Genomic DNA, 24,008 nt, shown 5'->3' on the forward strand with positions numbered 1-24,008 from the left:
ATTAGGTAGGGTGTCAAACACTTTTCCAAAGAAAATCTAAAAAAAACTTATGAGTGTCTAAAAATAAAACATATCGTAGAATAAATAATCAAAATAAAGAAGTTAAAGTAAAATTGTCAAGCAAGTTAATTTAAGTTAAATAAAAAATGCAGTCTAAGCTGCATTTTTTATTCATTATAATTTTATTTACGATCACGGTAGAAAACGTAGTAACTTAAATAACAAGCGGCAATAAACAGTAAGCATCCAATAAAACCAGCCTGCATTTCAGGATCGTATGCCATGCTGAGACCTGTAATTAAACAGAAAACAAAACCTAAGATGGGAACGATTGGATAAAGTGGTGCAGCAAATTTTAAATCTTTTGCTGAATGTCCAGCCTTGTACCATTGGCGTCTAAAGTTAAACTGACTCCAACAAATACTCATCCACACGATGACCATGGTAAATGCAGCAACACCTAGTAAATTTTTGAAAATTGTCTCTGGGGCAAAATGCTCAGATAGTAATCCGGGAATTGCGCCAAACATGGTTACCACTAGCGCAATGATAGGTGTACCACTCTTAGACAATTTTGAGAATATGCTTGGCAGTTGGCGTTGATCAGATAAAGACCACATCATGCGGGAAGCCGCATAGAGACCTGAGTTTGCAGCGGATAATAAGGCAGTAATAATCACGAAGCGAATAATATCGTCGGCATATGGAATACCGATGTATTTAAATACCGTTACGAAAGGGCTGCTACTCACTCCATCACCGCCTAAGCCAGCTACATGGAAAGGAAGTAATGCACTAATAACGACAATCGTACCCACAAAGAAAATTAATAGTCGCCAAATTGCTGCATTAATTGCTTTAGGAACATTTTCAGCTGGATTTTTAGTTTCACCTGCGGCAACACCAATAAGTTCAGTTCCAGAAAAGGCAAAGTTAACAATTAACATCGTGGTGAAAATTGGAAAAAGACCTTGTGGAAACCAACCATGTGCCGTTAAGTTATGAAATAACGGTGCTGATTCAGTGCCTTGGAATGGAATGAAACCAAAAATTGCGCATAAACCTAAAAGGATAAAGGCAATAACGGTAATGACTTTGACTAATGCAAGCCAAAATTCTGATTCGGCAAAAATGCGGGTTGAACTTAAATTTAATCCTAAAATCGTAATCGCAAAAATAATGGTCCAAATCCACATCGAAATATGAGGAAACCATTCTTGCATGAGTAAGGCTGCGGCAGTAAATTCTGTACCAAGCGTTGCGGTCCATGTCAGCCAATACAGCCAAGAAATCATATAACCCGTTCCTGGGCCAATATATTTTTGAGCGTATGCGCCAAAAGATCCAGCCACAGGCATATGTACTGCGAGCTCACCTAAACAGAGCATGACCATATAGGCAATTAAACCACCTAAAAAGTAGGCAATAATTGCGCCGATAGGCCCCGTTTGAGCGATGACCTCGCCAGAACCTAAAAATAAACCTGTACCAATTGCACCGCCTAATGAAAGCATCACTAGGTGACGGGTGCTCATTGCACGTTTTAATGTTTTTGATTCAGAGGTAGCATTTGAGTTGGAAGATTGCATACCACAATTTGTCCAAGCGTGGAGAAGCGGGTATTTTATGTAAAATTTTGAAATGTGCAATCTGAATGAATGAATGTTTAGTTGAAAATTATAATTTTAATTATTTTGCATAAAATATGGCGTCCCTACGGGGATTCGAACCCCGGTTACCGCCGTGAAAGGGCGATGTCCTAGGCCTCTAGACGATAGGGACTTATTGAGGCAACACAAATTGAAGTTTGGTGGAGCCAAGCAGGATCGAACTGCTGACCTCTACAATGCCATTGTAGCGCTCTACCAACTGAGCTATGACCCCAGTCTGTGTGAGCGCAATATTAGGGCGAATGCGCTCACACGTCAATGATTAAACTGAATTAATTCTCACTATTTGCATCATTTTTCGGCAGTTTTAGTGATTCGTTTAATTTTTCCCAAACTTTAAGTTCTTTCTTGCTTGGTCCACCTACGATTTCTAAGGCATGACGTAAACGTGCAAAAGTCAAATCAGGACCTAGTGTTACCATAGATTGCATCACAGGCGTTGAACTCGTTGAACCCGCAATCGCAATAAAGAATGCTGGCATAAAGTCACGAAGTTTAACTTCCATTTGAGTGGCTAAATCCATCAGCGTTTGGCTGACAGTATCATTATTCCACGTAAACTGACTCTCTAAGCGCCAAATTGCAAATTGTAAGCTTTGACGAACTTGTTCTTCGGTCAGTTTTTTGCTTTCAAACTGTTCTTTACTGATTTGTGGCATGTGATTGAAATAGAAACCAGCCCAATTCACAGCTTCTGAGAGTAGATTGATACGAGGTTGAATCGCAGCTGCAATGTCTTCAAGTGTTTGGCGGTCGCTTTTCCATGCTAATAGGCGATCTAGAAGTTGCCCCGGTGTTAAGCCTTTAATCCATTGGCCGTTCAGCCAATTAAGTTTTTCAACATCAAAGATTGGGCCGCCCAATGAAACACGCTGTACATCAAAGTTTTCAACCATGTCCTGTAATGTGAATACTTCACGCTCATCAGGCATTGACCAACCCATGCGACCTAAATAATTCAATAATGCTTCTGGTAATACACCGATGTCGCGATAGTAGTTAATAGAAGTTGGGTTCTTACGTTTAGAAAGTTTTGATTTATCTGGGTTACGTAACAATGGCATATGACATAAAGTTGGCATTTCCCAACCGAAGTATTGATAAAGCAATTGATGCTTCGGTGCCGATGGCAACCACTCTTCACCACGTAACACGTGAGTGATTTCCATTAAGTGGTCATCTACTACGTTTGCAAGGTGATAGGTCGGTAAACCATCCGTTTTTAGCAATACTTGCATGTCAACTTGTGCCCAAGGAATCTCCACTTCACCACGAAGCAAATCATTAATCTTACAAATACCATCTTCAGGTACTTTCATTCGAATGACATGTGGCTCACCTGCAGCAAGGCGTTGTTCTACTTCTTCTTGTGAAAGTTTTAAGCCGCGACCATCATATTTTGGCGTTTCACCACGTGCTTGCTGCTCTGCACGCATTTGGTCTAGCTCTTCAGCTGTTGCGAAACAATAGAAAGCATGTCCTTTTTCAACCAAATCTAAGGCATATTGCTTGTAAATACCCATACGTTCCGATTGACGATACGGTGCATGAGGGCCACCCACATCTGGACCTTCTGACCAGTTCAATCCTAACCAACGTAAAGAATCTAAAATCATCTTTTCTGATTCAGGTGTTGAACGGAGTTGATCAGTATCCTCAATACGTAAAATAAATTCACCGCCGTGCTGTTTAGCAAAACATAAATTAAATAACGCAATATAAGCAGTACCTACATGAGGGAAACCTGTAGGAGAAGGCGCAATACGGGTACGAACTTTCATAAATTATCGAAGCTCAAATTAAAATTGAAACTATTATAACGAAAAAGCCTAGTCACAGCATGACTAGGCTTATTTAAACATGTAGAGCGTTACATATTTAAAAGATCAAGAAGTATGCGGTTGAAAAATAGTCTGAACAAAGCGTGAAAAACGTTCGTGTTGGCTTGCAAAGAACGTTTGCGTTGGCGTTGTACGGATCGTATTCAACATTTTTAATTCGTCATCTGTTGAAGGCAACATCGCCGTATTACGTTTTTGTTGATCAAGCGCTTTCACAATTAACGAAGACGATTTGTCTATCGTTTTAATATTATTGTTTTCTTTAATTGCGGCTGCATGTCCAACTTGAATAGAACACACCAAAAATAAGCTTAAGCATAGTGTTTTTTTAAGTTTTGATGCTTGCACGGTAACATCCCCTTCATGACTTCGAGTCTAAAAGACTAACTAAATGACTATAGTATTGCTTTAATCATACGATTCAAACATAAATTTTAATAAAAAAGTATAACTACGTCACACTTTTTACAAAAAATAATAAACAAACACACTTTTGGGTATTGTAAGCCTGATGGCTAGAATATGTGCAAATTAAATCTAACAAGCAAATGTGTAGAAAAAGTGGAGAATGATAATTTTTCTCAAAATAAAAATAACATGAATAAACACTTAGCATTTTAACTGCAATACATCCTTAATATTACGATATATAAAAAAAAGAATAATTTCTAAATTATTGATATAACTATATGATTGTAAATTATTTTTAAATAAATATAGTGATCACAGATATACAGAAAATGAGTGAATAATAAATGAAAACAGTGATCGCCGCAGCATTGCTTGCTTTGGGTTTAAATAGCATAGCGCAGGCAGCTACAACGTTTTTAAATGTATCTTATGATCCAACACGAGAGTTTTATCAAGAATATAACCAAGCATTTGGTCAATATTGGAAACAGCGTACAGGTCAAGAGGTCGATTTTAAACAATCGCATGGTGGTTCAGGCAAACAGGCACGATCGGTAATTGATGGTTTACAGGCTGATGTTGTGACATTGGCCTTGGCGAATGATATTGATGAAATTGCCAACGCAGGTCTCATTCGTAAAGATTGGCAAAAACAATTTAAAAATAATTCTGCGCCTTATACATCAACGGTTGTATTCCTTGTCCGCAAAGGAAATCCGAAAAATATCCGTGATTGGAATGATCTCACCAAAGAGGGTGTCGAAATTATTACCCCAAATCCGAAAACAGGTGGGGCACCGCGTTGGATTTATTTATCGGCATGGGGCTATGCGTTGAAACAACCCGGTGGAAATGATGCTAAAGCCCGTGATTTAGTGAAAAAATTATACCAAAATGTCAAAGTACTTGATTCGGGAGCGCGAGGTTCTTTAACTACATTCGCTGAGCGAGGTATAGGCGATGTGTTACTGTCATGGGAAAATGAAGCTTTATTGGCGACCCAAGGTTTAGGTAAAGATAAATACGATATTGTTTATCCATCAATTTCGATTTTGGCTGAGCCTTCAGTTGCGATTGTAGATAAAACCGTGGATAAAGATGGTAATCGCAATTTAGCACGAGGTTATTTAAATTTTCTTTATTCACCATTAGGGCAGGAACTTGCAGCAAAACATTATTTCCGTCCACGTAATCCGCAAGTTGCAGCAAAATATGCGAAACAATTTCCAAAGATCAAACTATTCAGCATTAACGATGTATTTGGTGGATGGGCAAAAGCGCAGAAAACTCACTTTATAAATGGTGCGATTTTTGATCAAATTTATGCAGATAAACAGTAAATAAATTATATATAAAATTTGTGATTGAATATGAGAAAGCAAATACACGGAGTATTTGCTTTTTTGTTGCATAAAAAATGATAAGAAAACGGTTTTATCTATGAAAAGTTAAGAATTCTCTACAAAAAGTCGTTTGGTACTGGGATAAAACAAGGTGATAATGTGCAGTTACATTTTTAGCTATTGATCCTATTGTTATGTCGCATATTTCTGTCTTACTTCATGAAACCGTTGATGGCGTATTGGCAGGTCGCGATACTGGTATTTTTGTCGATGCAACGTTTGGTCGAGGAGGGCATACCAAGCTCTTACTTTCCAAATTGGATCAAAATGCACGTGTTTACGCCTTTGATAAAGATCCTCAGGCACTTGAAGTTGCCGCGCAATTAGAACAAGAAGATCCGCGTTTTAAAATTATTCATGCCAGTTTTGCCGATATTCAGGTGGAATTAACAAATATTGGAATTACTGAAGTTGACGGCATTATGGCCGATTTGGGTGTGTCTTCACCGCAACTTGACCAAGCAGAACGTGGGTTCAGCTTTATGCAAGATGGTCCACTAGACATGCGTATGGATAATTCTCAAGGTTTAACTGCGGCTGAATGGTTACTTGAAATCGAAGAAGAAAAATTAGCCAATATTATTTTTCAATATGGTGAAGAGCGTTATAGTCGCCGTATTGCCAAAGCCATTAAACTGGCAGGCGAAATCACCACAACAGCGCAATTAGCTGAAATTGTTAAGGTTGCACATCCAAAGTGGGAAAAGCATAAACATCCTGCAACGCGTACTTTCCAAGCGATTCGTATCGCAATTAACAAAGAGCTTGATGATATTGAAACGTTTTTACCGCAAGCTGTAGAATTGTTGAAAGTACAAGGACAGTTGGCTGTGATTAGCTTCCACTCTTTGGAAGATCGTTTGATTAAACAATTTATTCAAAAAGAATCAACTTTAGCGGAAGATCATGGTTGGGGAATGCCTCAAGCACAGATTGATACTCGACGTTTAAAGAAAGTGTCTCGTATTCGTGCGAGTGAAGCAGAAGTAAAAGCAAATCCTCGTTCACGTAGTGCATGGTTACGTGTAGCAGAGCGTTTAGAGCAGAAAGGCAGATAATGAATAAAAAGAATGATGATGAGATCATATCTAGCAGCAAGAAAGGACTGAAAAAAGTTGTAGTGTATGCTGTGCTGATTGCGATGGTATTCACAAGCGCAATGATGGTGGTCTTTCAAGTGTTTGAATATCGTCATGATTATCGTGATTTAAGTGCTTATATGCGTGAAAGAGACGATCTGAATGCAGAATGGGGGCGCTTGCTGATTGAACAACAAACGTTTGGTGCAACTGCGCAGATTGGCTCTCGTGCTGTTACACAATTGCGGATGTTTTCACCACCCGCAGCACAAACGGTTGTGATTTCTTTACCTATGACTTCAAAGCAAGACAAATAAGGCATGCTGTATGGCAGATAAGCGAAGTAAACCAATACGAAAAAAACAGCAGTCTATTTCTGAAAGACCAATACTTGCTTTAGACATGTGGCGATTTTATTTGCTTTGGGGCACGGTGTTACTGTGCTTTATTGTGTTGATTGCACGTGCATTTTATGTGCAAGTGGTCAATAAAGACTTTTTACAAAATAAAGCGAATGCTAATATTTTGCGTACGGAACGCCTAGAAGCAATGCGTGGTGTGATTAGTGATCGCCACGGAGTGCCTTTAGCGATTAGTACACCAATTATGAAAATTGTGATTGACCCAAGAGATTATTGGGAAACGAAACAACAATTTGATGAAATTACTGCCGAATTAAAAAAAGATCCACATAACCGAAAATTAAAACGTCAATTACCTGATAAAAACTTGAATTTGGATGAGTTGGCAGATGTGGTTGGTGTAGATCGTGCTGATCTCAAAAAGCAAATGGAAGCTCGTCCACGCTCACGTTATTTGGTACTACAAAAAGAAATTCCACCGCAGCAAGCTGACCTCATTACCAAGCGAAACTTTCAAGGGGTTTACGCCGAAAAGACGTATAAGCGTTACTATCCGCAACCGCAGCCGAATGCACAAATTATTGGTTTAACCAATAGTGAAGGGGTTGGGGTTGAAGGTTTAGAAATGCAACTGAATAAACAGTTGTCAGGCGTCGATGGTGAACAAAAAATTATTCGGGATAAAAAAGGTAACCGTCTTAAAGTTTCAGAAGTGATTAAAGAAGTCGAGTCAGGTGAAAATGTCACACTCAGTATCGACTCACGTTTGCAATATATTATGTATCGTGAATTGACAGCTGCTGGTGTTGCAAATAATGCTCGTTCGGCAACCGCTATTGCTGTAGATGTAAAAACTGGCGAAATTTTAGCAATGACCAGTTGGCCGTCATATAACCCAAATGATAAAAATGGTTTAGCCAACAAAGATGCAATGCGTAACCGTGGTGCAATTGATATGTTCGAACCGGGTTCGACGATGAAACCATTTACCGTTGCGGCTGCCTTAGAAAGTGGCAAATACACGCCGAACACAATCGTTAATACCTCACCAGGTTCAATGAAGTTGGGATGGCATACCATTCGTGATACACACAACTATGGTGCATTAACCCTGACAGGTATTATTGTTAAATCATCTAACGTGGGTTCAGCAAAACTCGCATTGTCACTACCAAAGGATGCTGTACCTTCATTCTTCCGTCGTGTTGGTTTTGGGCATCGTTCTGATGTGAAATTCCCAGGTGAGAGCGCAGGTCTGTTGTATTCGGGTGATAAGTTGAACCCGTCTCAGTTGGGTACGATGGCGTATGGTTATGGCTTAAACGCAACCATTCTCCAAGTTGCACAAGGTTATGCCATGCTCGCAAACCATGGTGTGGAGATGCCATTAAGTCTAAGAAAATTAGATCAAGCACCTCAAGGTAAGCAAGTACTTGATCCTAAGATTGCAGATCAAGTGTTATTGATGCTTGAGCAGGTTACTATGCCTGGTGGTACAGCTACACAGGCCAATATTCCTGGTTATCGTGTTGGTGGTAAAACAGGTACGGCACATAAATTACGAGCTGACCGTAAAGGTTATTCGAGTAATGAATATCGTGCTTTATTTGCTGGGGTTGCTCCAGTGAGTGATCCTCGTCTGGCGATGATTATCGTCGTTGAAAATCCTCAAGGTCGTTATTATGGTGGTCTCGTTGCAGCGCCCGTTTTTGCGAGAATTATGCAAGAATCGCTACGATTACTGAATGTACCTTTAGATAAACCACTTGATACCTCTATAAAATCCAATCCGTAGGTAAATTATGTCGACTTTAGTAGAGATTTGGGTGGGTGAACAACCTATGCCAAAATGGGCAGAACAATATGATTTTACAGGTTTTTGTTTAGACAGTCGAAACGTTTTGCCAGGTCAAATTTTTATTGCATTGCAGGGGATAAATCGTAATTTAGGGAAAGCTCAAGAGCACATAGATGAGGCATTAGCACGTTGTGCGATAGGTGTTTTAACTGAAATAGAAGAACTTTCACATCAGGATAATGTTTGTTATATACCCAATTTAAGGGAAGTTTTAGGGATACTGCAAAAGAAATATTTACAGGTGACTGACCCTGTTACAGCTTTACGAGGAATTGCTGTGACTGGCACCAATGGTAAAACGACGATTTCACGTTTAATTGCAGAATTAGTCAGCTCACAAGCGAAAGGTTGTGCCGTGATGGGGACAACGGGCAATGGTATCTTGCCAAATTTGACCCCATCGACTCATACCACTTTGGATGCGCTGCAATTGCAGCAAGCCTTACATGGCTACGCTAAACAAGGGGCTAATTTTGTTGCACTTGAGGCGAGTTCCCATGGTCTGGAACAAGGTCGTCTGAATGGTTGCGATCTTGAAATTGCAGTTTATAGTAATTTAAGTCGTGATCATTTGGATTATCACGGTACTTTAGAGGCTTATGCAGAAGCTAAGGCGCTATTATTTAAATTTACTACTTTAAAAGTCGTTGTGATTAACATCGACGATGCACATGCAAACGTGATGCTGACTGCTGCGAAAGAGAATCCATCAAAACCGAAAATTTTGACTTATTCTTTGACTCAAACTTCTGCGGATTATCATATTGATCATTTGCAATATCGATTGAGTGGTACAAGTTTTACATTGATTAGTCCAACAGGTACATTTGCTGTGCAAAGCCCATTGCTTGGACATTTTAATGTAGAAAATTTATTAGCAAGCTTGATTGCAGCAGAATATGCTGGTTTTTCGCTTGCAGATTTAGTGCAATTCGTCCCGCAACTTAAGGGTGCCCCAGGACGCATGCAAGTCATTCAAGATGCAGATCGTTTATTTGTCGTTGATTATGCACATACACCCGATGCATTGATTCAGGTGTTAACCACGTTGAAACGTCATGTCACTGGACAACTATGGGCGGTATTTGGCTGCGGTGGTGATCGCGATCGCGGTAAACGTCCTTTAATGACTCAGGCTGCGCTTGATCATGCTAATCCTGTGGTTCTCACCTCGGATAATCCACGAACTGAAAACCCTGAACAGATTTTTGCTGATATGAAGCAGGGAATTGATTTTGCAGAACACAGCGTACATGAAATTCATGATCGTCGTGAAGCGATTAAATTTGTGGTCGCTCAAGCTCAAGCTGGAGATATTGTAGTGATTGCTGGCAAAGGTCATGAAAACTATCAGGAAGTAGATGGAGTTCGTCACTGGTTTGATGATGTAGTCGAAGTGCAATCTGCGATTAATGCTCAGCCGCATCCTGTAGATTCAGCTTATCCTGCACACTAAGGTTAAAAGGTAAATAAAGCGTATGCATACTTCAACAACCAGCACCGTTCCACTAGAACCTTGGACAGCAGAGCAATTACAACAAGCGACTCAAGGTGAATGGCATAATCATAAGATTCCACAAAGCGAAATTAAGCGTATTTTGACTGACTCTCGTCACGCTGAGGCGGGCGATGCATTTCTTGCTTTAAAAGGTGAGCGCTTTGATGCTCATAACTTTATCGCTCAAGTGGCGACGCAAGGGTGTGAGATTGCAATTGTAGAGCGCCCAATTGATGCAGATATTGCACAACTCGTCGTCAAAGATACGCGTTTGGCTTTAGGACATCTTGGAGCGTATCGCCGTCAGCAAAATCCACAGTTGAAAGTGATTGCTTTAACAGGCAGTAGTGGTAAAACCACCACGAAAGAAATGTTGGGTAGTATTTTATCTCGTTTAGCACCAACCTTGATCACGCGTGGCAACCTGAATAATGATTTGGGTGTGCCGATGATGTTGCTGGAACTGCGTCAGGAGCATCAATATGCTGTGATGGAGTTAGGTGCCAGTCACCAAGGTGAAATTGATTACACCTCTAATCTGGTGCAGCCACATGTGGCGGGGATTTTGAATATTGGCACAGCGCATTTGGGTGAATTTGGTGGTCGCGAGGGCATTTGTCGCGCTAAATCAGAAATCTATTCGCATATTTTGCCTGAGGGGATATCGGTCGTTCCCGCTGATGATGATTTTACAGCGACCATTCGTGAAAATGCTCAAACTCATTCAATTCTGAGTTTTGGTCAGGGTGGAGATGTATTTGCGACAGATGTTGAATTACATCCTCAATCAGCAAAATTCAATTTACATACTCCACAGGGTATCCGTACAGTAGATCTACCGTTTGCAGGTGCACATAATGTGCAAAATGCAACTGCTGCAACAGCATTTGCCTTGGCAATTGGGATTGCGCTTGATGATATTGTACAAGGCTTAGAACAAGCACAGGGTGCCAAAGGGCGTCTGAATTTTATTCAACACCAAAATCACTTATTCATTGATGATACTTATAACGCCAATCCAACTTCAATGCGTGCAGCAGCAGAAGTTCTTGCTCAACAAACGGGCATTAAAGTGATGGTAATCGGGGATATTGGTGAGCTTGGAAGTACAGCAGCGCAACAACATTATTTGTTGGGCCGAGATTTGGTTTCGATGCAAGGTATTCATTTTGTAGTTGCAGTGGGTGAATTCTCACCTGCCACTCAAGAAGGTGCAAGAAGCACACAATACGGTAAAAAATTACAAGCTTTTCTGAATCAGGGGCAAGCTTTGTCATTTTTAATGAGTTTAGTAGAGACACATCAACCCCAGCACATGAGTTTCCTATTTAAAGGTTCTCGCTATACCCATATGGAAACGTTGATGGCTGACTTGATGGAGAAGATTTAAATGTTGTTATGGTTATTTGAACAATTGGCAGGCTATAACAGCTCTTTCCAAGTGGTTCGTTATTTAACATTACGCTCTTTGTTGAGTGTATTAACTGCTTTGACCATTGGCTTGGCTTTAGGGCCCGTGATGATCCGGAAATTACAAGCCTTAAAATATGGTCAGGCAGTAAGCTCATTTGCTCCTGAAAATCATGCGAAGAAGATGGGAACACCAACGATGGGTGGGATCTTAATTCTGCTCTCAATCGGTATTAGTACCTTATTATGGGCTGATTTATCAAACCCTTATGTTTGGATTGTATTAGGAGTTATGGTGGTTTTTGGTGCTGTTGGTTGGGCAGATGACTGGATTAAAGTTCGTTATAAAGATAATGCTGGTTTACCTGCACGTAAAAAATTCTTTTGGACTTCTGTGGCATCATTAGGTGCTGGTATTGCTTTATATCTAATTGCAAAACAACAAGATAATCCAGTGAATACTGCAAATATGCTAGATTTGCTGATTCCCTTCTTTAAGAATCTCTCCATTCCACTTTCAGCGGTGCCGTTTGGTCTAGCATTTATAGTTTTCACTTATTTAGTGATTAATGGAGCATCAAATGCAGTCAATCTGACAGATGGATTGGATGGACTGGCAATTATGCCAATTGTGATGGTTGCAGCAGGTTTGGGTGTATTTGCTTATTTATCAGGTGATATTCGGTTTGCCAATTATTTGCATATTTCCTATGTAAAATATACCTCTGAACTGGTTGTGGTGTGTTCAGCTATGGTTGGCGCAGGTCTCGCTTTCCTTTGGTATAATGCGCATCCTGCTCAAGTATTCATGGGTGATGTCGGGGCTTTAGCACTAGGTGCGATGCTAGGTACAATTGCTGTTATGGTTCGCCAAGAAATCGTTTTTGCGATTATGGGGGGTGTATTCGTAATGGAAGCCGTTTCTGTATTTTTACAAATTGGTTCATTGCGAATGCGAAATAAGCGCGTTTTCTTGATGGCACCTTTACACCATCATTATGAAAAACAAGGTTGGAAGGAAACACAGGTTGTTATTCGTTTTTGGATTATTACCATTTTCCTTGTTGTGTTAGGCTTAATGACCTTAAAGTTGCGTTAAACCATGATTCAAAAAGAAGCTGGTGATCACCAGCTTTTTTTATGTTTGGAGAAAATAGATGAATTTATTGATGTGTCCTGTTTGTCGCCAATCATTGAATTTGGTTGAGCGTTCTTGGCGTTGTGAAAAAGGCCATCATTATGATGTCGCCAAACAAGGTTATGTCAATCTGCATGTCGTACAGCATAAGCATAGTAAGACACCAGGGGATACTGCAGAGTCGGTATTGGCCCGTCGTGAATTTTTGCAAACAGGTGCTTATCAGCCGTTACAGCAGGCGGTTGTTGAACTGTTGCAGCGGCTCAAGCCGAAAACTATTTTAGATATTGGTTGTGGTGAAGGTTATTACACCAGTGCGATGCAAGCGCATACTCAACACTGTATAGGTGTGGATATTGCTAAAACTGCTGTACAACGAGCCGCGAAACTCAATTCCAAAGTCACTTGGATTGTTGGGACGGGTGCAACATTGCCCGTACAGGATCATTCAATCGATGTATGTACTAGTTTATTTAGCCCAATTCCACAAGAAGAGATCACACGTGTTCTTCAAGAGAATGGTCATCTGATTGTGGTGACACCTGCACCTCGACATCTCTATAGGTTGCGTGAAGCTTTATTTGAGCAAGTAAATTTACACGAACCAGAAAAATTTTTAGAACAGCTAGATAGTCAATTTGAACTACAGCAGCAACAGCTTGTCGAAAGTGTAATCGAGTTAGATCAACAAGCGCTAAAAAATTTGATTGCTATGACACCTTATGCTTATAAAGCGAATCCTGAGCGAAGAATGATTTTAGAACAAGAACAGCATTTCTTAGTGACAGCCGCTTTTCAAATTTATGTATTCCAAAAAAGAAAGAAGCCATCAATTTGATGGCTTCTTTTGAATTTACTTATTGAATATTATTAATTAAATTTTCAATACCATCATGTTCTTTTTGAGGTGATGCAGTTCCCATCGCTGGCGGCTGTTTTTTCGCGGGAACAATAATTTGCTCTTCATCAGATGGTGTTGTATCTGGTAAATCTGAGAAGTCAGTTTGCGCGGAGCGAGTTGGTGCAACTGGAGCAGGACGATAAAGTGGGCGTGCTAATGGTGGTGAAGCACGATATTCTTTTTGCCCTTCATTTTTCTCCAGTTGTAATTTGTCGAATGAAATTGGATCTTTCGCGTCTTTATCGAAATGTACCCAAGCCGATGGCGTATCTTTAAGTGAGTTCGCCATGAAATTTGTCCAAATTGGTAAAGCAGCAACTCCGCCGTATTCACGTCGACCGAGTGTGCGTGGTTGGTCGAAACCAACCCAAGCGATTGCAACTAACTTGCCATTAAAACCTGCAAACCATGCATCTTTTGCATCATTGGTTGTTCCTGTTTTTCCACCTAAATCGTCCCGACCGATTTTAAGTGCCGCTCGTCCCGTACCATGCTGAATCACATCGCGTAAAATATTAGCCATATCATAAGCTGAGCTGGACTTCAAAATGCGTTGCGCTTGGCGATAATTACTATTTGTCGCTGCGGCTGTTTGAGAATTAGATGCAACAGTTTCAGATGCGGCAGATACATCATCTAAAGTTTGATTGGTGATTTCGTTTACAGCATCTTGCTCTTGAATAGCATCGGCTGTTGCATAGGCATTTGGATCACTAATACATGGAATACAAGCATATTCTGGATTTGCTTCATAAATTACTTTGCCTGATGCATCTTCTATTTGTTTAATAAAATGGGGTTGAATGCGATAACCGCCATTTGCAAAAGTTGCATAGCCTGTTGCCATTTGCACAGGGAGTACTTGAGGTGTTCCTAATGCGATTGTGTAGTTGCGAGGAATTTGATCTTCTTGTAATCCAAAATCCATAAATAGTTGGCGTGTGCGTTCAATTCCCACAGTTTGTAATAAACGAACAGAGACCGTATTTCTTGATAAATATAATGCACGGCGTAGAGGAATCATACCTAAGTAACGCCCATCTGAGTTTTTTGGAGACCATTTGCCAATACTGATGGGGCTATCGTTCACCATGCTATAAGGTGTCATACCACGTTCAAGTGCCAATGCATAAACAAATGGTTTAATAGTTGAACCTGGTTGTCTCCATCCTTGTAACGCACGGTTAAACTTAGATTGATAAAAACTATAGCCGCCAACAACAGCTTCTATTGAGCCATCATTTGGATTCAAGGCAATCAACTGACCCTGAACTTTAGGAACTTGTACTAAAGACCAAACAGTTTTGTTTTCATTGGGGCGTAATCGAATAATATCTTTCACTTTAACGATCTGTGAAGCATTCGACATAGCGCCGCCTACACTGTTAGCATTCCGATAAGGGCGAACCCATGACATTCCTGCCCAATTTACGGTAACTGTTGAGCCATCTTGCATCAAAGCATCAAAAGAATTGTTATTAACTTTTATGACTTGTGCTGGATAGGTATTTGCATATGGAACAAACTGGTTAAGAGGTTTGTCATGTGCTTCTGGTCCACGCCAACCATGCCGGCGATCATATGCTTCTAAACCGTCTTGAATTGATTCTTCAGCATAACGTTGACGATTACTATCAATAGTCGTATACACCTTATATCCTGAATCAATCGCCTGCTCGCCAAAGTTCTCAACCAATTCTGAACGAACCATTTCGCCAACATACGGGAAAACGTTACTGACAGAGCGATCAATCATATTAAGGTTGATTGGCTCAGCAACAGCTTTTTGATATTGACTTTGATTAATATAGCCAAGTTGTAGCATACGCCCTAAAATCCAATTCCGGCGTTCAAGCGCGCGTTCAGGATTTACGACAGGGTTGTATTTTGATGGTGCTTTAGGTAATCCTGCAATCATTGCCATTTGGGCAATGGTAAGTTGATTAATATTTTTGTTGTAATAGATTTGTGCAGCTGCAGCAATTCCGTAAGCATTTTTGCCTAAGAAGATCTTATTTACGTATGAGCTTAGAATTTCTTGTTTGGTGAGATTTTGCTCGATTTTGCGAGCGAGAAAAACTTCAGTTAGTTTGCGTTTAAGTGTTCGTTCTGGACTCAAATAATAGTTTTTTGCTACCTGCATGGTAATGGTTGAACCACCAGTTTGTACATCTGACCCTGTAATAGATTCTGTTAGTGCCCGCCCCAAGCCCTTAAAACTAATCCCATTATGCTCAAAAAATGACGAATCTTCTGCTGCTAGAAATGCATGAATAAACGCTGGTGGAATCTGTTCGTATTTCACCGGAATGGAAAGTTTGCCGCCATATTCTGCAATTAACTTATTATCTGCCGTGTAAACTTGCAATGGTTTTAGTAAAGGTGCCTTTTTTAATGAACTCATATCAGGCAAAGAGGGTGCTAGATAGAGATACATGCCATAAAATCCCATTGGAAGTGAGACTAATATAATAATAAGCATCAAAAAAAATGGACGAACAATACCAGAACTGGATAGCTTTTTCATAATAAGTAAGTTTTAATAAGAGCGAATGGCAAACTAATTATGGTCAGTATATCCTTTAGCCTTACGGATTGTTAGATGAGATATTGTATCCGTATCAATTAAAGACCAAAACAAATTAGTGAGTTGTATTTTTGGGGATAAAAAAATAAATAGGAATGTACTGTGCTCAGGTTATATCGTAAACCAAATAAGGGGTTAGTAGGGGTCGATATTAGTTCGACAACTGTTAAGTTATTGGAGCTCTCTGTAAAGAACGGTAGATATTGGGTTGAAAGCTATGCTGTGATGCCACTGCCTGAAAACAGTGTCGTAGAAAAAAGCATTCTCAATCCAGAAGCAGTTGGTGACGCGCTTGAAAGAGTCGTTAACCTTGCGAATCCGCGTACGACGAATGTGGCTATAGCTGTGCCAACTTCAATGGTGATTAATAAAATCATTGAAATGGATGCAGATATGACAGCCGATGAACGAGAAGTTCAAATTCGTATGGATGCTGAGCAATACATTCCGTTCCCATTAGATGAAGTAAGTCTAGATTTTGAAGTCTTATCTGACAAATTAGCAAACCCAAATCGTGTAAATGTATTGTTAGTGGCAACGCGTACAGAAAATGTTGACACACGTGTAGAAGTTCTTGAGCTGGCTAATTTATCTGCAAAAATTGCTGATGTTGAAAGTTATGCCATGGAACGTGCTTTCAGTGTATTCGCAGATACTTTGCCAATGGGTGCAAACACAGTTGGTATTTTAGATATTGGTCATACTATGACAACCTTATCTGTCATGCAGAAAGGTAAAATTATCTATACACGTGAACAGGTATTTGGTGGTCGACAGCTAACCCAAGATGTTCAGAGTCGTTACGGTTTGTCTTTTGAAGAGGCTGGGCGCGCGAAAAAAGAAAGAACGCTGCCTGATGATTATGATACTGAAGTTCTCGAACCCTTTTTAGATGCTGTAGTTCAACAAGCGGCTCGTTCACTTCAATTTTTCTTTTCATCATCACAATTCAATGAGATTGATCATATTTTATTGGCAGGTGGTAATGCCAATATTCCTGGTTTAGCCAAGTTGTTACAACAAAAACTAGGTTATCGCGTCACCATTGCCAATCCATTCTTGCAAATGGGCTTTTCTCCGCAAATTGATATTAAAAAAATTGAAAACGATGCTTCCTCATTGATGGTTGCATGTGGTTTAGCATTGAGGAGTTTTGATTAATGGCAAAGATTAACTTACTCCCTTGGCGTGATGAGCTAAGAGAACAAAAAAAGAAACAGTTCGTTGCATTTTGTGCTGGGGTAGCAGCATTAGGCGTAGTATCGGTTTTTTCTGGATGGATGTACTTTGATCATAAGTTGAATGATCAGGAGCAGGCAAATCAGCTAATTGTAAGTACTAATCAGAATTTAGATACTCAACTTAAGTCATTAGATGGTTTGCAAGAACGACGTAATGCAATTATTGAGCGTATGAAGTTGATTCAAGGCTTACAGGGGCAGCGTCCTATTACAGTGCGTTTAGTTGATGAGCTAGTGCGAGTAACACCACCTACAATGTACTTGACAAAATTTACCCGTACAGGTGATAAGTTTACCATTGAGGGTAAAGCAGAAAGCCCAAATACCGTTGCTGAGCTTTTAAGAAATCTAGAAGCTTCACCTTGGTATCGTAATGCGTTTATGAATTCATTTTTGGCAGCAAGTGATCAAAAAGATAAAACAGCAAGTTCTTTAGTTCCTCGAATTGAAGAAAATTATGGTAGTTTTCTGGTTACTGTTGATTTGGGGGAGATAGGGACAACAGCTGAAGCTGACTCAACTTTAGAAGCAGCAGCATCAGGGACAGCAGGGGTGACAAAATGAACTTAGAGAAATCGGATGATTTAAATCAGGAAGTCGCTGTTGTAAAGAAAAAGAAGATGACGTTCGAGCAATTTTTCCAACAGTTTAATACGTTGGATATGAATAATTATGGTGGTTGGCCTCTATCTGTAAAAATCACTTGTTGGATTTTCGTTTTTCTAGCAGTTATTGCTCTAGGATATTTTGTTGTCATTAAAAAACAACTTGACAATATAACCAGCGCGCAAGCACAAGAGCAAAATTTATTAAATGAATTTAAAGAAAAAGATTCTAAATTACGTAATTTGCAGCAATATCAAGCTCAATTACAAGAAATGGAAGCAAATTTCAATCAACAATTAGAGCAACTACCGAAAGAAACTGAAATTCCAAGCTTGGTTGAAGATATTAATTTAACGGGTGTTAATTCTGGGTTGAAGTTCAAAAATATTCGTTTGGAAAGTGAAGTAAAACAAGAATTTTTTATTGAGCAGCCAATTAGTATCGAAGCTACGGGTGATTATCACGCCTTTGGTGCTTTTGTTACAGGGATTGCTGCATTGCCGCGCATCGTAACTTTGCATGATTTTGTTGTTGAAGCTGGAAAAGCAGATTCATTAAAGGCTTCAGACATTCCTGTCGTAAATTACTCAATTAAAGCAAAAACATATCGTTATATTAGTCCTGAAGAGCAAGTTGAGAAAGAATCTATGACTCAACCAGCTACAACGACAACTCCAGCAGTTCAAGGAGGGCAGCACTGATGAATAATTATAAAATAATATCTGCTCTATTTATTACCATAAGCTTGGTTGGTTGTGATTCTCGTATTGATGCCGTAAATCAACAAATGGCAGATATTCGTAATTTACCTCCGTTACCTATTGAGCCTGCACCAATATTTACTCCTGTACCATTATTTAATTATGCAGCTCATCAATTAAAAAGCCCATTTATGCCGAGTTCATTAGCTGCAGAATTAAGAATAATGGCAGGTAAACGTGTTTATCCAAACCTTAATCGTCAACCTCAACCATTAGAAAGTTATGCATTAGAAGCTTTAAATATGAAAGGTACGATGCGTGGTAAAGCGAATGAAACTATTGCTTTGATCCAAACACCTGATGGACAGATTGAACGTGTTCAAGTTGGTAGCTATCTAGGAATGAACCAAGGGCGAATCATTAAGATCAACCCGACTCAAATTGATTTAGTAGAGATTGTGCCAGATGGGCGAGAGGGTTATGTTGAAAGACCACGGACGCTCGTTTTAATTGGGCCAATATCTTAGGATTAAGGGAATAACAATGAAAAAACAGTTTAAAAATTCTTTATTTGGGGAAGTCAAGACTATGAGCCATGCATTCCGTCAATTTTCAATGGGTGCAGTCGCGATTGCAATTATGCAAGTTGCATCTGCACAAGTGAGTATGACGAATATTGTTCCAATGAGTTTGGCTGACCAAGGTACAGAAATCCGTGTGATGTTTGATGGTCTGCCACCACAACCGCAGGCCTATCAATTAGAGCAACCCTCAAGATTGATTTTAGATTTTGATAAGGCACAACAAAATCTAAAACAAAAATCGATCCCTGTATCAACTGCTGAAGCATCATCTATAGACCTTGCAGCAGATGATCAACGTTCTCGCTTGGTGGTCAATTTAAAAGAGGCAGGAGCTTTTACTACGCGCATTGAAGGCAATACTTTTGTTCTAAAAATTAATTCTGTGCAGCCTATAAATAATTCACGTAATACAACTATTGCTAGACAGCCACAGCAAGGTGTGTCGAATATTGGGTTCCAGCGTGGTGCACAAGGTGAAGGACTAGTTGTTGTAGATTTGTTAGGTAGTAATACACCTGTAGATGTGCAACAGCAAGGTAGTAAAATTGTTATCCGTACGATGGGTAATAAAATTCCTATGCATTTAGCTCGCCGTTTAAATACCAATGATTTTGCAACACCTGTTGCAAGCGTAGATGCTTATAATGACAAAGGAAACGGTGTTATTACAATTCAATCGGCAGGTAGTTATGAGTACATGGCTTACCAAGCGGAAAATAAATTAACGATTAGCCTAAAACGCCCTGAAGATAAGTCTCCTGCGAAGGCTAAAGCGCAAGTCTATACTGGAAATAAGATATCCTTAGACTTTCAGGATATCGAAGTACGTCGAGTTCTGCAGTTACTGGCAGATTTCACTAGTATAAATATGGTCGCAGCTGATACGGTTCAAGGCAATATTACTTTACGTCTGAAAGATGTACCTTGGGATCAAGCTTTAGATATTGTTCTTAAAACCAAGAATTTAGATAAGCGTCGTAATGGCAATGTAATGTGGATTGCCCCAGTCTCAGAATTAATAAAATCTGAAGAAGAGGAGGCTAAGGCGATTGCACAAAGTATTAAGCTTTCTCCAATACAAACAGAATATATTAAGTTGAGTTACGCAAAAGCTGCAGATGTACTCAAATTAATTGAAGAGTCTCGTGATGGTAAAGGTGGAACATCAAATAGAACAGCTAACTCTGACTCATTAGCTTTAGAAAGTCTATTAAGTTCTCGTGGCAGTGCTGTGGCAGATACACGTACAAATACTTTAATCATTAATGATACTGCACTAAATATTGACAAAATCCGAAAATTGATTGATTTGTTAGATGTGTCAGTAAAACAAGTCATGATAGAGGCGCGTATTGTAAGTGCAAGTACCGATTTTACTAAAGAAATGGGTGTTAAATGGGGTATTCTATCGCAAGGTATTACCAGTAATAATGATTTGTTAGTAGGTGGTAGTGATACTACTTTATGGAACTTAAGAAAGCCTACTAAAGATAGTGATACAGGGGGGTGGAAATATGAAATTGAACGTCCTGATAACCTAAATGTTGATTTGGGAGCGGTAACACCTGGCGCAAGTCGGATTGCATTTGGTTTGATTAGCCTGTCTGATTTTATGCTAGATTTAGAGTTGTCTGCTGTTCAAGCTGATGGTTATGGTGAAGTAATTTCAACGCCTAAAGTTATGACTGCGGATAAGCAATCAGCAAAAATAGAATCAGGTACAAAAATTCCATATGCTTCTTCAAGTGGTAGTGGTGCAAATGCAGTGCCTAAAACTGAGTTTATTGATGCGACATTAAGTTTGGATGTAACGCCTAGTATTACGCCAGATGGTAAAGTGATGATGAAATTAAATATCACTAAAGATGCACCAAGCACACCAACACCTACGGGTCAATTAACGATTAATAAAAATTCAATTGATACCAATGTATTGGTTGATAATGGTGAAACAGTAGTATTAGGCGGGATTTTTGAACAGGAAAACCTTACCAATCAGACGAAAGTGCCGTTTTTAGGTGATTTACCATATGTTGGAAGATTATTCCGCCGTGATTTAAAAACAGATAAAAAGCGTGAACTACTTATTTTTGTGACACCAAGAATTGTTAATGACACTTTGACCAGAAATCATTAATATATTTTGAATAATCGCAATTAATATAGGTGGCGCGTTGCAGGGCAAAGCGTTTGAAACCCTACCAAATATTTATTTGGTAGGGCCAATGGGGGCAGGGAAAACAACAGTTGGTCGACATTTAGCAGAATTGTTGGGACGTGAATTCATTGATAGTGATCATGAAATTGAGCGTAAAACAGGTGCTACAATCCCTTGGATTTTTGAAAAAGAGGGCGAATCTGGTTTTCGAGCGCGTGAAACTAATGTGTTAAATGACCTAACTGCACGTTCTGCCCTTGTTTTGGCGACTGGTGGTGGTGCGGTAACACAATCGGAAAATCGAAAGTTTTTAAAACAGCGAGGCATCGTTGTTTATCTATATACTCCTGTAGAGCTTCAGCTACAGCGAACTCATCGCGATAAGAATCGTCCATTGTTGCAAGTAGAAAACCCAGAAAAGAAATTAAGAGATTTGTTAACTGTGCGAGATCCACTTTATCGTGAGGTTGCACATTTTATTGTTGAAACAAATCAGGGTGCAGCGCGAGATTTAGCGCAAAAAATTCTACAGCTTATTTTATCTAAACAAATTTAGTAATTTTCTTGTTGGTCTAATTTTATGCAAACACTACATGTTGAATTGGGTGATCGTCGCTATCCTATTTTTATTGGAAGTAATTTAAATCCTAGGGATTTGCTGGCGCCATATATTCATGGTCGACAAGTAATGTTGGTTTCTAATACAACAGTCGCACCATTATATTTGCAACATTATGTTGATGGATTGCGCCAGTTAGATAAACAGATTGCACAATGTATTTTACCTGATGGGGAGCAATTTAAAGACATTCAACATTTGAATTTAATTTTTGATGCGCTTTTGGAATCAGGTTTTAATCGTGATTGCACAGTGCTGGCATTAGGTGGTGGTGTCATTGGTGATATGGCTGGTTTTGCATCTGCTTGTTTCCAGCGCGGAGTGAATTTTATTCAAGTACCAACTACATTATTATCTCAAGTTGATTCAAGTGTGGGTGGGAAGACAGGAATCAATCATCCTTTAGGTAAAAACATGTTGGGTGCGTTTCAGCAACCTCAAGTTGTATTAGCGGATATGGCGCAGCTTAATACTTTACCAGATCGTGAACTTTCTGCTGGTTTGGCTGAAGTGATTAAATATGCATTACTAGGCGATGTAGATTTTCTAGTATGGTTAGAGCAGAACATGGATGCGCTTGTTGCACGTGATGCGAATTTACTCGCAGAAGCAGTTTATCGTTCATGCGCACATAAAGCTAGAATTGTGGCTAATGATGAAAAAGAGCAGGGCGAGCGTGCACTTTTAAATTTAGGGCATACTTTTGGGCATGCAATCGAATCCTATCTAGGTTATGGGGTATGGTTACATGGTGAGGCGGTTGCAACAGGTATGGTAATGGCAGCAGATTTGTCACATCGTCTAGGTTGGATATCTGCTGAAGATGTTGAGCGTACAAAAAGAATTATTCTACGTGCCCATTTACCGATATCATGTCCACAAATTCCACTCGACGAATTTTTGGCTTATATGTCGCATGATAAAAAAGTGCTCAATGGCCAATTGCGTTTGGTTTTACTTAAAAAGTTAGGTCAAGCCATCATTACCAAAGATTTTGATGTGGATTTAATGAAGCAAACGATTCTTGCGAACCAATCTTCATAATCAATATATTGAGAAAAATATGCTTATTTCTAGATCAATTTGGCAAAATATTCAACAATACAGCTGGCTCACACTTGCAATTGTATGCTTGATTGCTGCATTGGTCTTTTGGGGCATTACTGATGGAGATGCTTTGGTTGAAGTAGATCAACCAGCTAAAACTGAAGTTCAAATTCAACCTGAAAAAGTGGCTGCAACTGCTCATCTAGGTGCCTTTTCTAACGAGGTGAAGCCATTAGATTTAACAACCAGAGTTGTTGTTTCTAATGAGCATGCACCAGAATTTCGTGGCACTAAATTTATTAAAGAAAATCAGCAACAATGGACGATGGAAATTTTTCGTAGTTCAGATGAAGCAATTGTTAAAAATTTCTTGTTAAGTCGATTAGATCGGAAAAAGTTTATTTATTTCCGCTTAACTGGAGAAGATCAGGCAGAACAATATGTTCTTGCTTATGGTATGTCACCCAATATGGAGGAAGCAAATCGTCAGTTTGCTCAACTAAATTTGGTGCTTCCTCAGTCCGTGCAACCTAAAGCTCAGCAATTATCAAAATATGCTGAGTTTGTGAATGATTTAGGCTCAGATGAATTAAAAACAGCGACAAATCAGCTTTATGATATTCAGTTAAAACCAGCAGCGCTACCTAAAGTGGACGAGAGTTTGTTGGTTGGGGGGGCTGTGGCTTCACAAGGTAGTTTGGGTGTTAGTTCAGGAAAGCCAGCAGTTGATCCTGCAATAGCAACTCAGACAACAGTCACCCAGCGTGATGCTCAAGGTAACGTGATAAACGTCAAACAAAGCCAATCTTCAACACAAAACCCTGAAAAATTGAAAGAAAATTCAGATTCTTCTAAACGCGATGTGACAGATCCATTTAATTAAAATCGCACTAT

19 protein-coding genes, 2 tRNA genes and 1 pseudogene are annotated in these 24,008 nt (G+C 39.5%); 16 read left to right on the forward strand and 6 right to left on the reverse strand.

The genetic code is table 11. From position 1 onward, the window contains the following. Positions 1–182: 182 nt before the first annotated feature. The 5 genes from AAV96_RS15460 to AAV96_RS15480 form a co-directional block, all read right to left on the reverse strand. The gene (locus tag AAV96_RS15460) at positions 183–1,589 is read right to left on the reverse strand and encodes an amino acid permease (RefSeq protein ID WP_005219431.1); all 1,407 of its coding nucleotides are present in this window, start codon (positions 1,587–1,589) and stop codon (positions 183–185) included. A 117-nt stretch (positions 1,590–1,706) separates the two neighbouring features. Next, positions 1,707–1,782: transfer RNA gene (locus AAV96_RS15465), tRNA-Glu, on the reverse strand. Positions 1,783–1,808: 26 nt separating this feature from the next. Next, positions 1,809–1,884, reverse strand: a tRNA-Ala gene (locus AAV96_RS15470). A 58-nt stretch (positions 1,885–1,942) separates the two neighbouring features. Beyond that, a complete protein-coding gene (gene gltX, locus AAV96_RS15475; RefSeq protein WP_046739948.1) occupies positions 1,943–3,451 on the reverse strand; it encodes a glutamate--tRNA ligase in 1,509 nt (502 codons plus the stop codon). 105 nt (positions 3,452–3,556) lie between these two features. After that, positions 3,557–3,802 carry a DUF4179 domain-containing protein gene (locus tag AAV96_RS15480; RefSeq protein ID WP_413772447.1) on the reverse strand — a complete coding sequence of 82 codons (246 nt, stop codon included), beginning with the start codon at positions 3,800–3,802 and terminating at the stop codon, positions 3,557–3,559. Positions 3,803–4,266: 464 nt separating this feature from the next. On the opposite strand from AAV96_RS15480, the gene AAV96_RS15485 reads away from it, so the two are divergent. From AAV96_RS15485 to AAV96_RS15520, 8 genes and pseudogenes are all read left to right on the forward strand, one after another. Continuing rightward, complete coding sequence (locus AAV96_RS15485; RefSeq protein ID WP_004660116.1) at positions 4,267–5,262, forward strand: sulfate ABC transporter substrate-binding protein; 996 nt, start codon at positions 4,267–4,269, stop codon at positions 5,260–5,262. Between the two features lie 197 nt (positions 5,263–5,459). Beyond that, complete coding sequence (gene rsmH / locus AAV96_RS15490; RefSeq protein WP_046739949.1) at positions 5,460–6,383, forward strand: 16S rRNA (cytosine(1402)-N(4))-methyltransferase RsmH; 924 nt, start codon at positions 5,460–5,462, stop codon at positions 6,381–6,383. Beyond that, a complete protein-coding gene (ftsL, locus tag AAV96_RS15495) occupies positions 6,383–6,721 on the forward strand; it encodes a cell division protein FtsL (RefSeq protein ID WP_004660120.1) in 339 nt (112 codons plus the stop codon). Before rsmH ends, ftsL begins: the two co-directional genes overlap by 1 nt. A gap of 10 nt (positions 6,722–6,731) precedes the next feature. Continuing rightward, a pseudogene (gene ftsI, locus AAV96_RS15500) lies at positions 6,732–8,565 on the forward strand (penicillin-binding protein PBP3). Between the two features lie 3 nt (positions 8,566–8,568). Continuing rightward, on the forward strand, positions 8,569–10,080 hold the full coding sequence (locus tag AAV96_RS15505; RefSeq protein ID WP_413772446.1) for a UDP-N-acetylmuramoyl-L-alanyl-D-glutamate--2,6-diaminopimelate ligase: 1,512 nt from the start codon (positions 8,569–8,571) through the stop codon (positions 10,078–10,080). Between the two features lie 22 nt (positions 10,081–10,102). After that, a complete protein-coding gene (locus tag AAV96_RS15510; protein WP_046739951.1) occupies positions 10,103–11,512 on the forward strand; it encodes a UDP-N-acetylmuramoyl-tripeptide--D-alanyl-D-alanine ligase in 1,410 nt (469 codons plus the stop codon). Then, positions 11,513–12,631: a phospho-N-acetylmuramoyl-pentapeptide-transferase gene (gene mraY / locus AAV96_RS15515; RefSeq protein WP_046739952.1), complete on the forward strand. Its 1,119-nt coding sequence runs from the start codon at positions 11,513–11,515 to the stop codon at positions 12,629–12,631. Positions 12,632–12,689: 58 nt separating this feature from the next. Next, the gene (locus tag AAV96_RS15520) at positions 12,690–13,508 is read left to right on the forward strand and encodes a methyltransferase (RefSeq protein ID WP_046739953.1); all 819 of its coding nucleotides are present in this window, start codon (positions 12,690–12,692) and stop codon (positions 13,506–13,508) included. A gap of 19 nt (positions 13,509–13,527) precedes the next feature. Here the strand turns inward: AAV96_RS15520 and ponA are convergent, their stop codons facing one another. Further along, positions 13,528–16,098, reverse strand: a complete 2,571-nt coding sequence (gene ponA / locus AAV96_RS15525) for a penicillin-binding protein PBP1a (protein WP_081407498.1) — start codon at positions 16,096–16,098, stop codon at positions 13,528–13,530. A gap of 162 nt (positions 16,099–16,260) precedes the next feature. Between ponA and AAV96_RS15530 the strand changes: the two genes are divergently transcribed. Genes AAV96_RS15530 through AAV96_RS15565 form a run of 8 tightly spaced genes read left to right on the forward strand, consistent with a single transcriptional unit; the run spans position 16,261 to position 23,997 of the window. Beyond that, a complete protein-coding gene (locus AAV96_RS15530; protein ID WP_004660139.1) occupies positions 16,261–17,319 on the forward strand; it encodes a pilus assembly protein PilM in 1,059 nt (352 codons plus the stop codon). Then, positions 17,319–17,963 carry a PilN domain-containing protein gene (locus AAV96_RS15535; protein WP_004660140.1) on the forward strand — a complete coding sequence of 215 codons (645 nt, stop codon included), beginning with the start codon at positions 17,319–17,321 and terminating at the stop codon, positions 17,961–17,963. The genes AAV96_RS15530 and AAV96_RS15535 overlap by 1 nt, the downstream gene beginning before the upstream one ends. After that, positions 17,960–18,706 (forward strand): type 4a pilus biogenesis protein PilO, encoded by a 747-nt coding sequence (locus tag AAV96_RS15540; RefSeq protein ID WP_046739955.1) that lies wholly within the window; start codon positions 17,960–17,962, stop codon positions 18,704–18,706. Before AAV96_RS15535 ends, AAV96_RS15540 begins: the two co-directional genes overlap by 4 nt. Continuing rightward, positions 18,706–19,233 (forward strand): pilus assembly protein PilP, encoded by a 528-nt coding sequence (locus tag AAV96_RS15545; RefSeq protein ID WP_004660150.1) that lies wholly within the window; start codon positions 18,706–18,708, stop codon positions 19,231–19,233. The genes AAV96_RS15540 and AAV96_RS15545 overlap by 1 nt, the downstream gene beginning before the upstream one ends. A 16-nt stretch (positions 19,234–19,249) precedes the next feature. Continuing rightward, on the forward strand, positions 19,250–21,427 hold the full coding sequence (gene pilQ, locus AAV96_RS15550; protein WP_046739956.1) for a type IV pilus secretin PilQ: 2,178 nt from the start codon (positions 19,250–19,252) through the stop codon (positions 21,425–21,427). A gap of 10 nt (positions 21,428–21,437) precedes the next feature. Then, entirely contained in the window at positions 21,438–22,004 is a 567-nt protein-coding gene (aroK, locus tag AAV96_RS15555; RefSeq protein WP_087535970.1) for a shikimate kinase AroK, read from the forward strand. Positions 22,005–22,028: 24 nt separating this feature from the next. Next, positions 22,029–23,111, forward strand: a complete 1,083-nt coding sequence (gene aroB / locus AAV96_RS15560) for a 3-dehydroquinate synthase (RefSeq protein ID WP_046739957.1) — start codon at positions 22,029–22,031, stop codon at positions 23,109–23,111. A gap of 19 nt (positions 23,112–23,130) precedes the next feature. After that, the gene (locus tag AAV96_RS15565; protein WP_046739958.1) at positions 23,131–23,997 is read left to right on the forward strand and encodes a hypothetical protein; all 867 of its coding nucleotides are present in this window, start codon (positions 23,131–23,133) and stop codon (positions 23,995–23,997) included. Positions 23,998–24,008: the final 11 nt, after the last annotated feature.

Origin of the sequence: Acinetobacter sp. AG1 (genome assembly GCF_001005525.1) — a bacterium.
Taxonomy (GTDB): domain Bacteria; phylum Pseudomonadota; class Gammaproteobacteria; order Pseudomonadales; family Moraxellaceae; genus Acinetobacter; species Acinetobacter modestus.

Coding starts and splice junctions, on each gene's coding strand:
- AAV96_RS15520 (WP_046739953.1), top strand. CDS start 12,690: ATGAATTTATTGATGTGTCCTGTTTGTCGCCAATCATTGAATTTGGTT.
- AAV96_RS15535 (WP_004660140.1), top strand. CDS start 17,319: ATGGCAAAGATTAACTTACTCCCTTGGCGTGATGAGCTAAGAGAACAA.
- AAV96_RS15510 (WP_046739951.1), top strand. CDS start 10,103: ATGCATACTTCAACAACCAGCACCGTTCCACTAGAACCTTGGACAGCA.
- rsmH (WP_046739949.1), top strand. CDS start 5,460: ATGTCGCATATTTCTGTCTTACTTCATGAAACCGTTGATGGCGTATTG.
- mraY (WP_046739952.1), top strand. CDS start 11,513: ATGTTGTTATGGTTATTTGAACAATTGGCAGGCTATAACAGCTCTTTC.
- gltX (WP_046739948.1), bottom strand. CDS start 3,451: ATGAAAGTTCGTACCCGTATTGCGCCTTCTCCTACAGGTTTCCCTCAT.
- AAV96_RS15565 (WP_046739958.1), top strand. CDS start 23,131: ATGCTTATTTCTAGATCAATTTGGCAAAATATTCAACAATACAGCTGG.
- AAV96_RS15505 (WP_413772446.1), top strand. CDS start 8,569: ATGTCGACTTTAGTAGAGATTTGGGTGGGTGAACAACCTATGCCAAAA.
- pilQ (WP_046739956.1), top strand. CDS start 19,250: ATGAAAAAACAGTTTAAAAATTCTTTATTTGGGGAAGTCAAGACTATG.
- AAV96_RS15545 (WP_004660150.1), top strand. CDS start 18,706: ATGAATAATTATAAAATAATATCTGCTCTATTTATTACCATAAGCTTG.
- AAV96_RS15540 (WP_046739955.1), top strand. CDS start 17,960: ATGAACTTAGAGAAATCGGATGATTTAAATCAGGAAGTCGCTGTTGTA.
- aroB (WP_046739957.1), top strand. CDS start 22,029: ATGCAAACACTACATGTTGAATTGGGTGATCGTCGCTATCCTATTTTT.
- ponA (WP_081407498.1), bottom strand. CDS start 16,098: ATGAAAAAGCTATCCAGTTCTGGTATTGTTCGTCCATTTTTTTTGATG.
- AAV96_RS15485 (WP_004660116.1), top strand. CDS start 4,267: ATGAAAACAGTGATCGCCGCAGCATTGCTTGCTTTGGGTTTAAATAGC.
- AAV96_RS15460 (WP_005219431.1), bottom strand. CDS start 1,589: ATGCAATCTTCCAACTCAAATGCTACCTCTGAATCAAAAACATTAAAA.
- ftsL (WP_004660120.1), top strand. CDS start 6,383: ATGAATAAAAAGAATGATGATGAGATCATATCTAGCAGCAAGAAAGGA.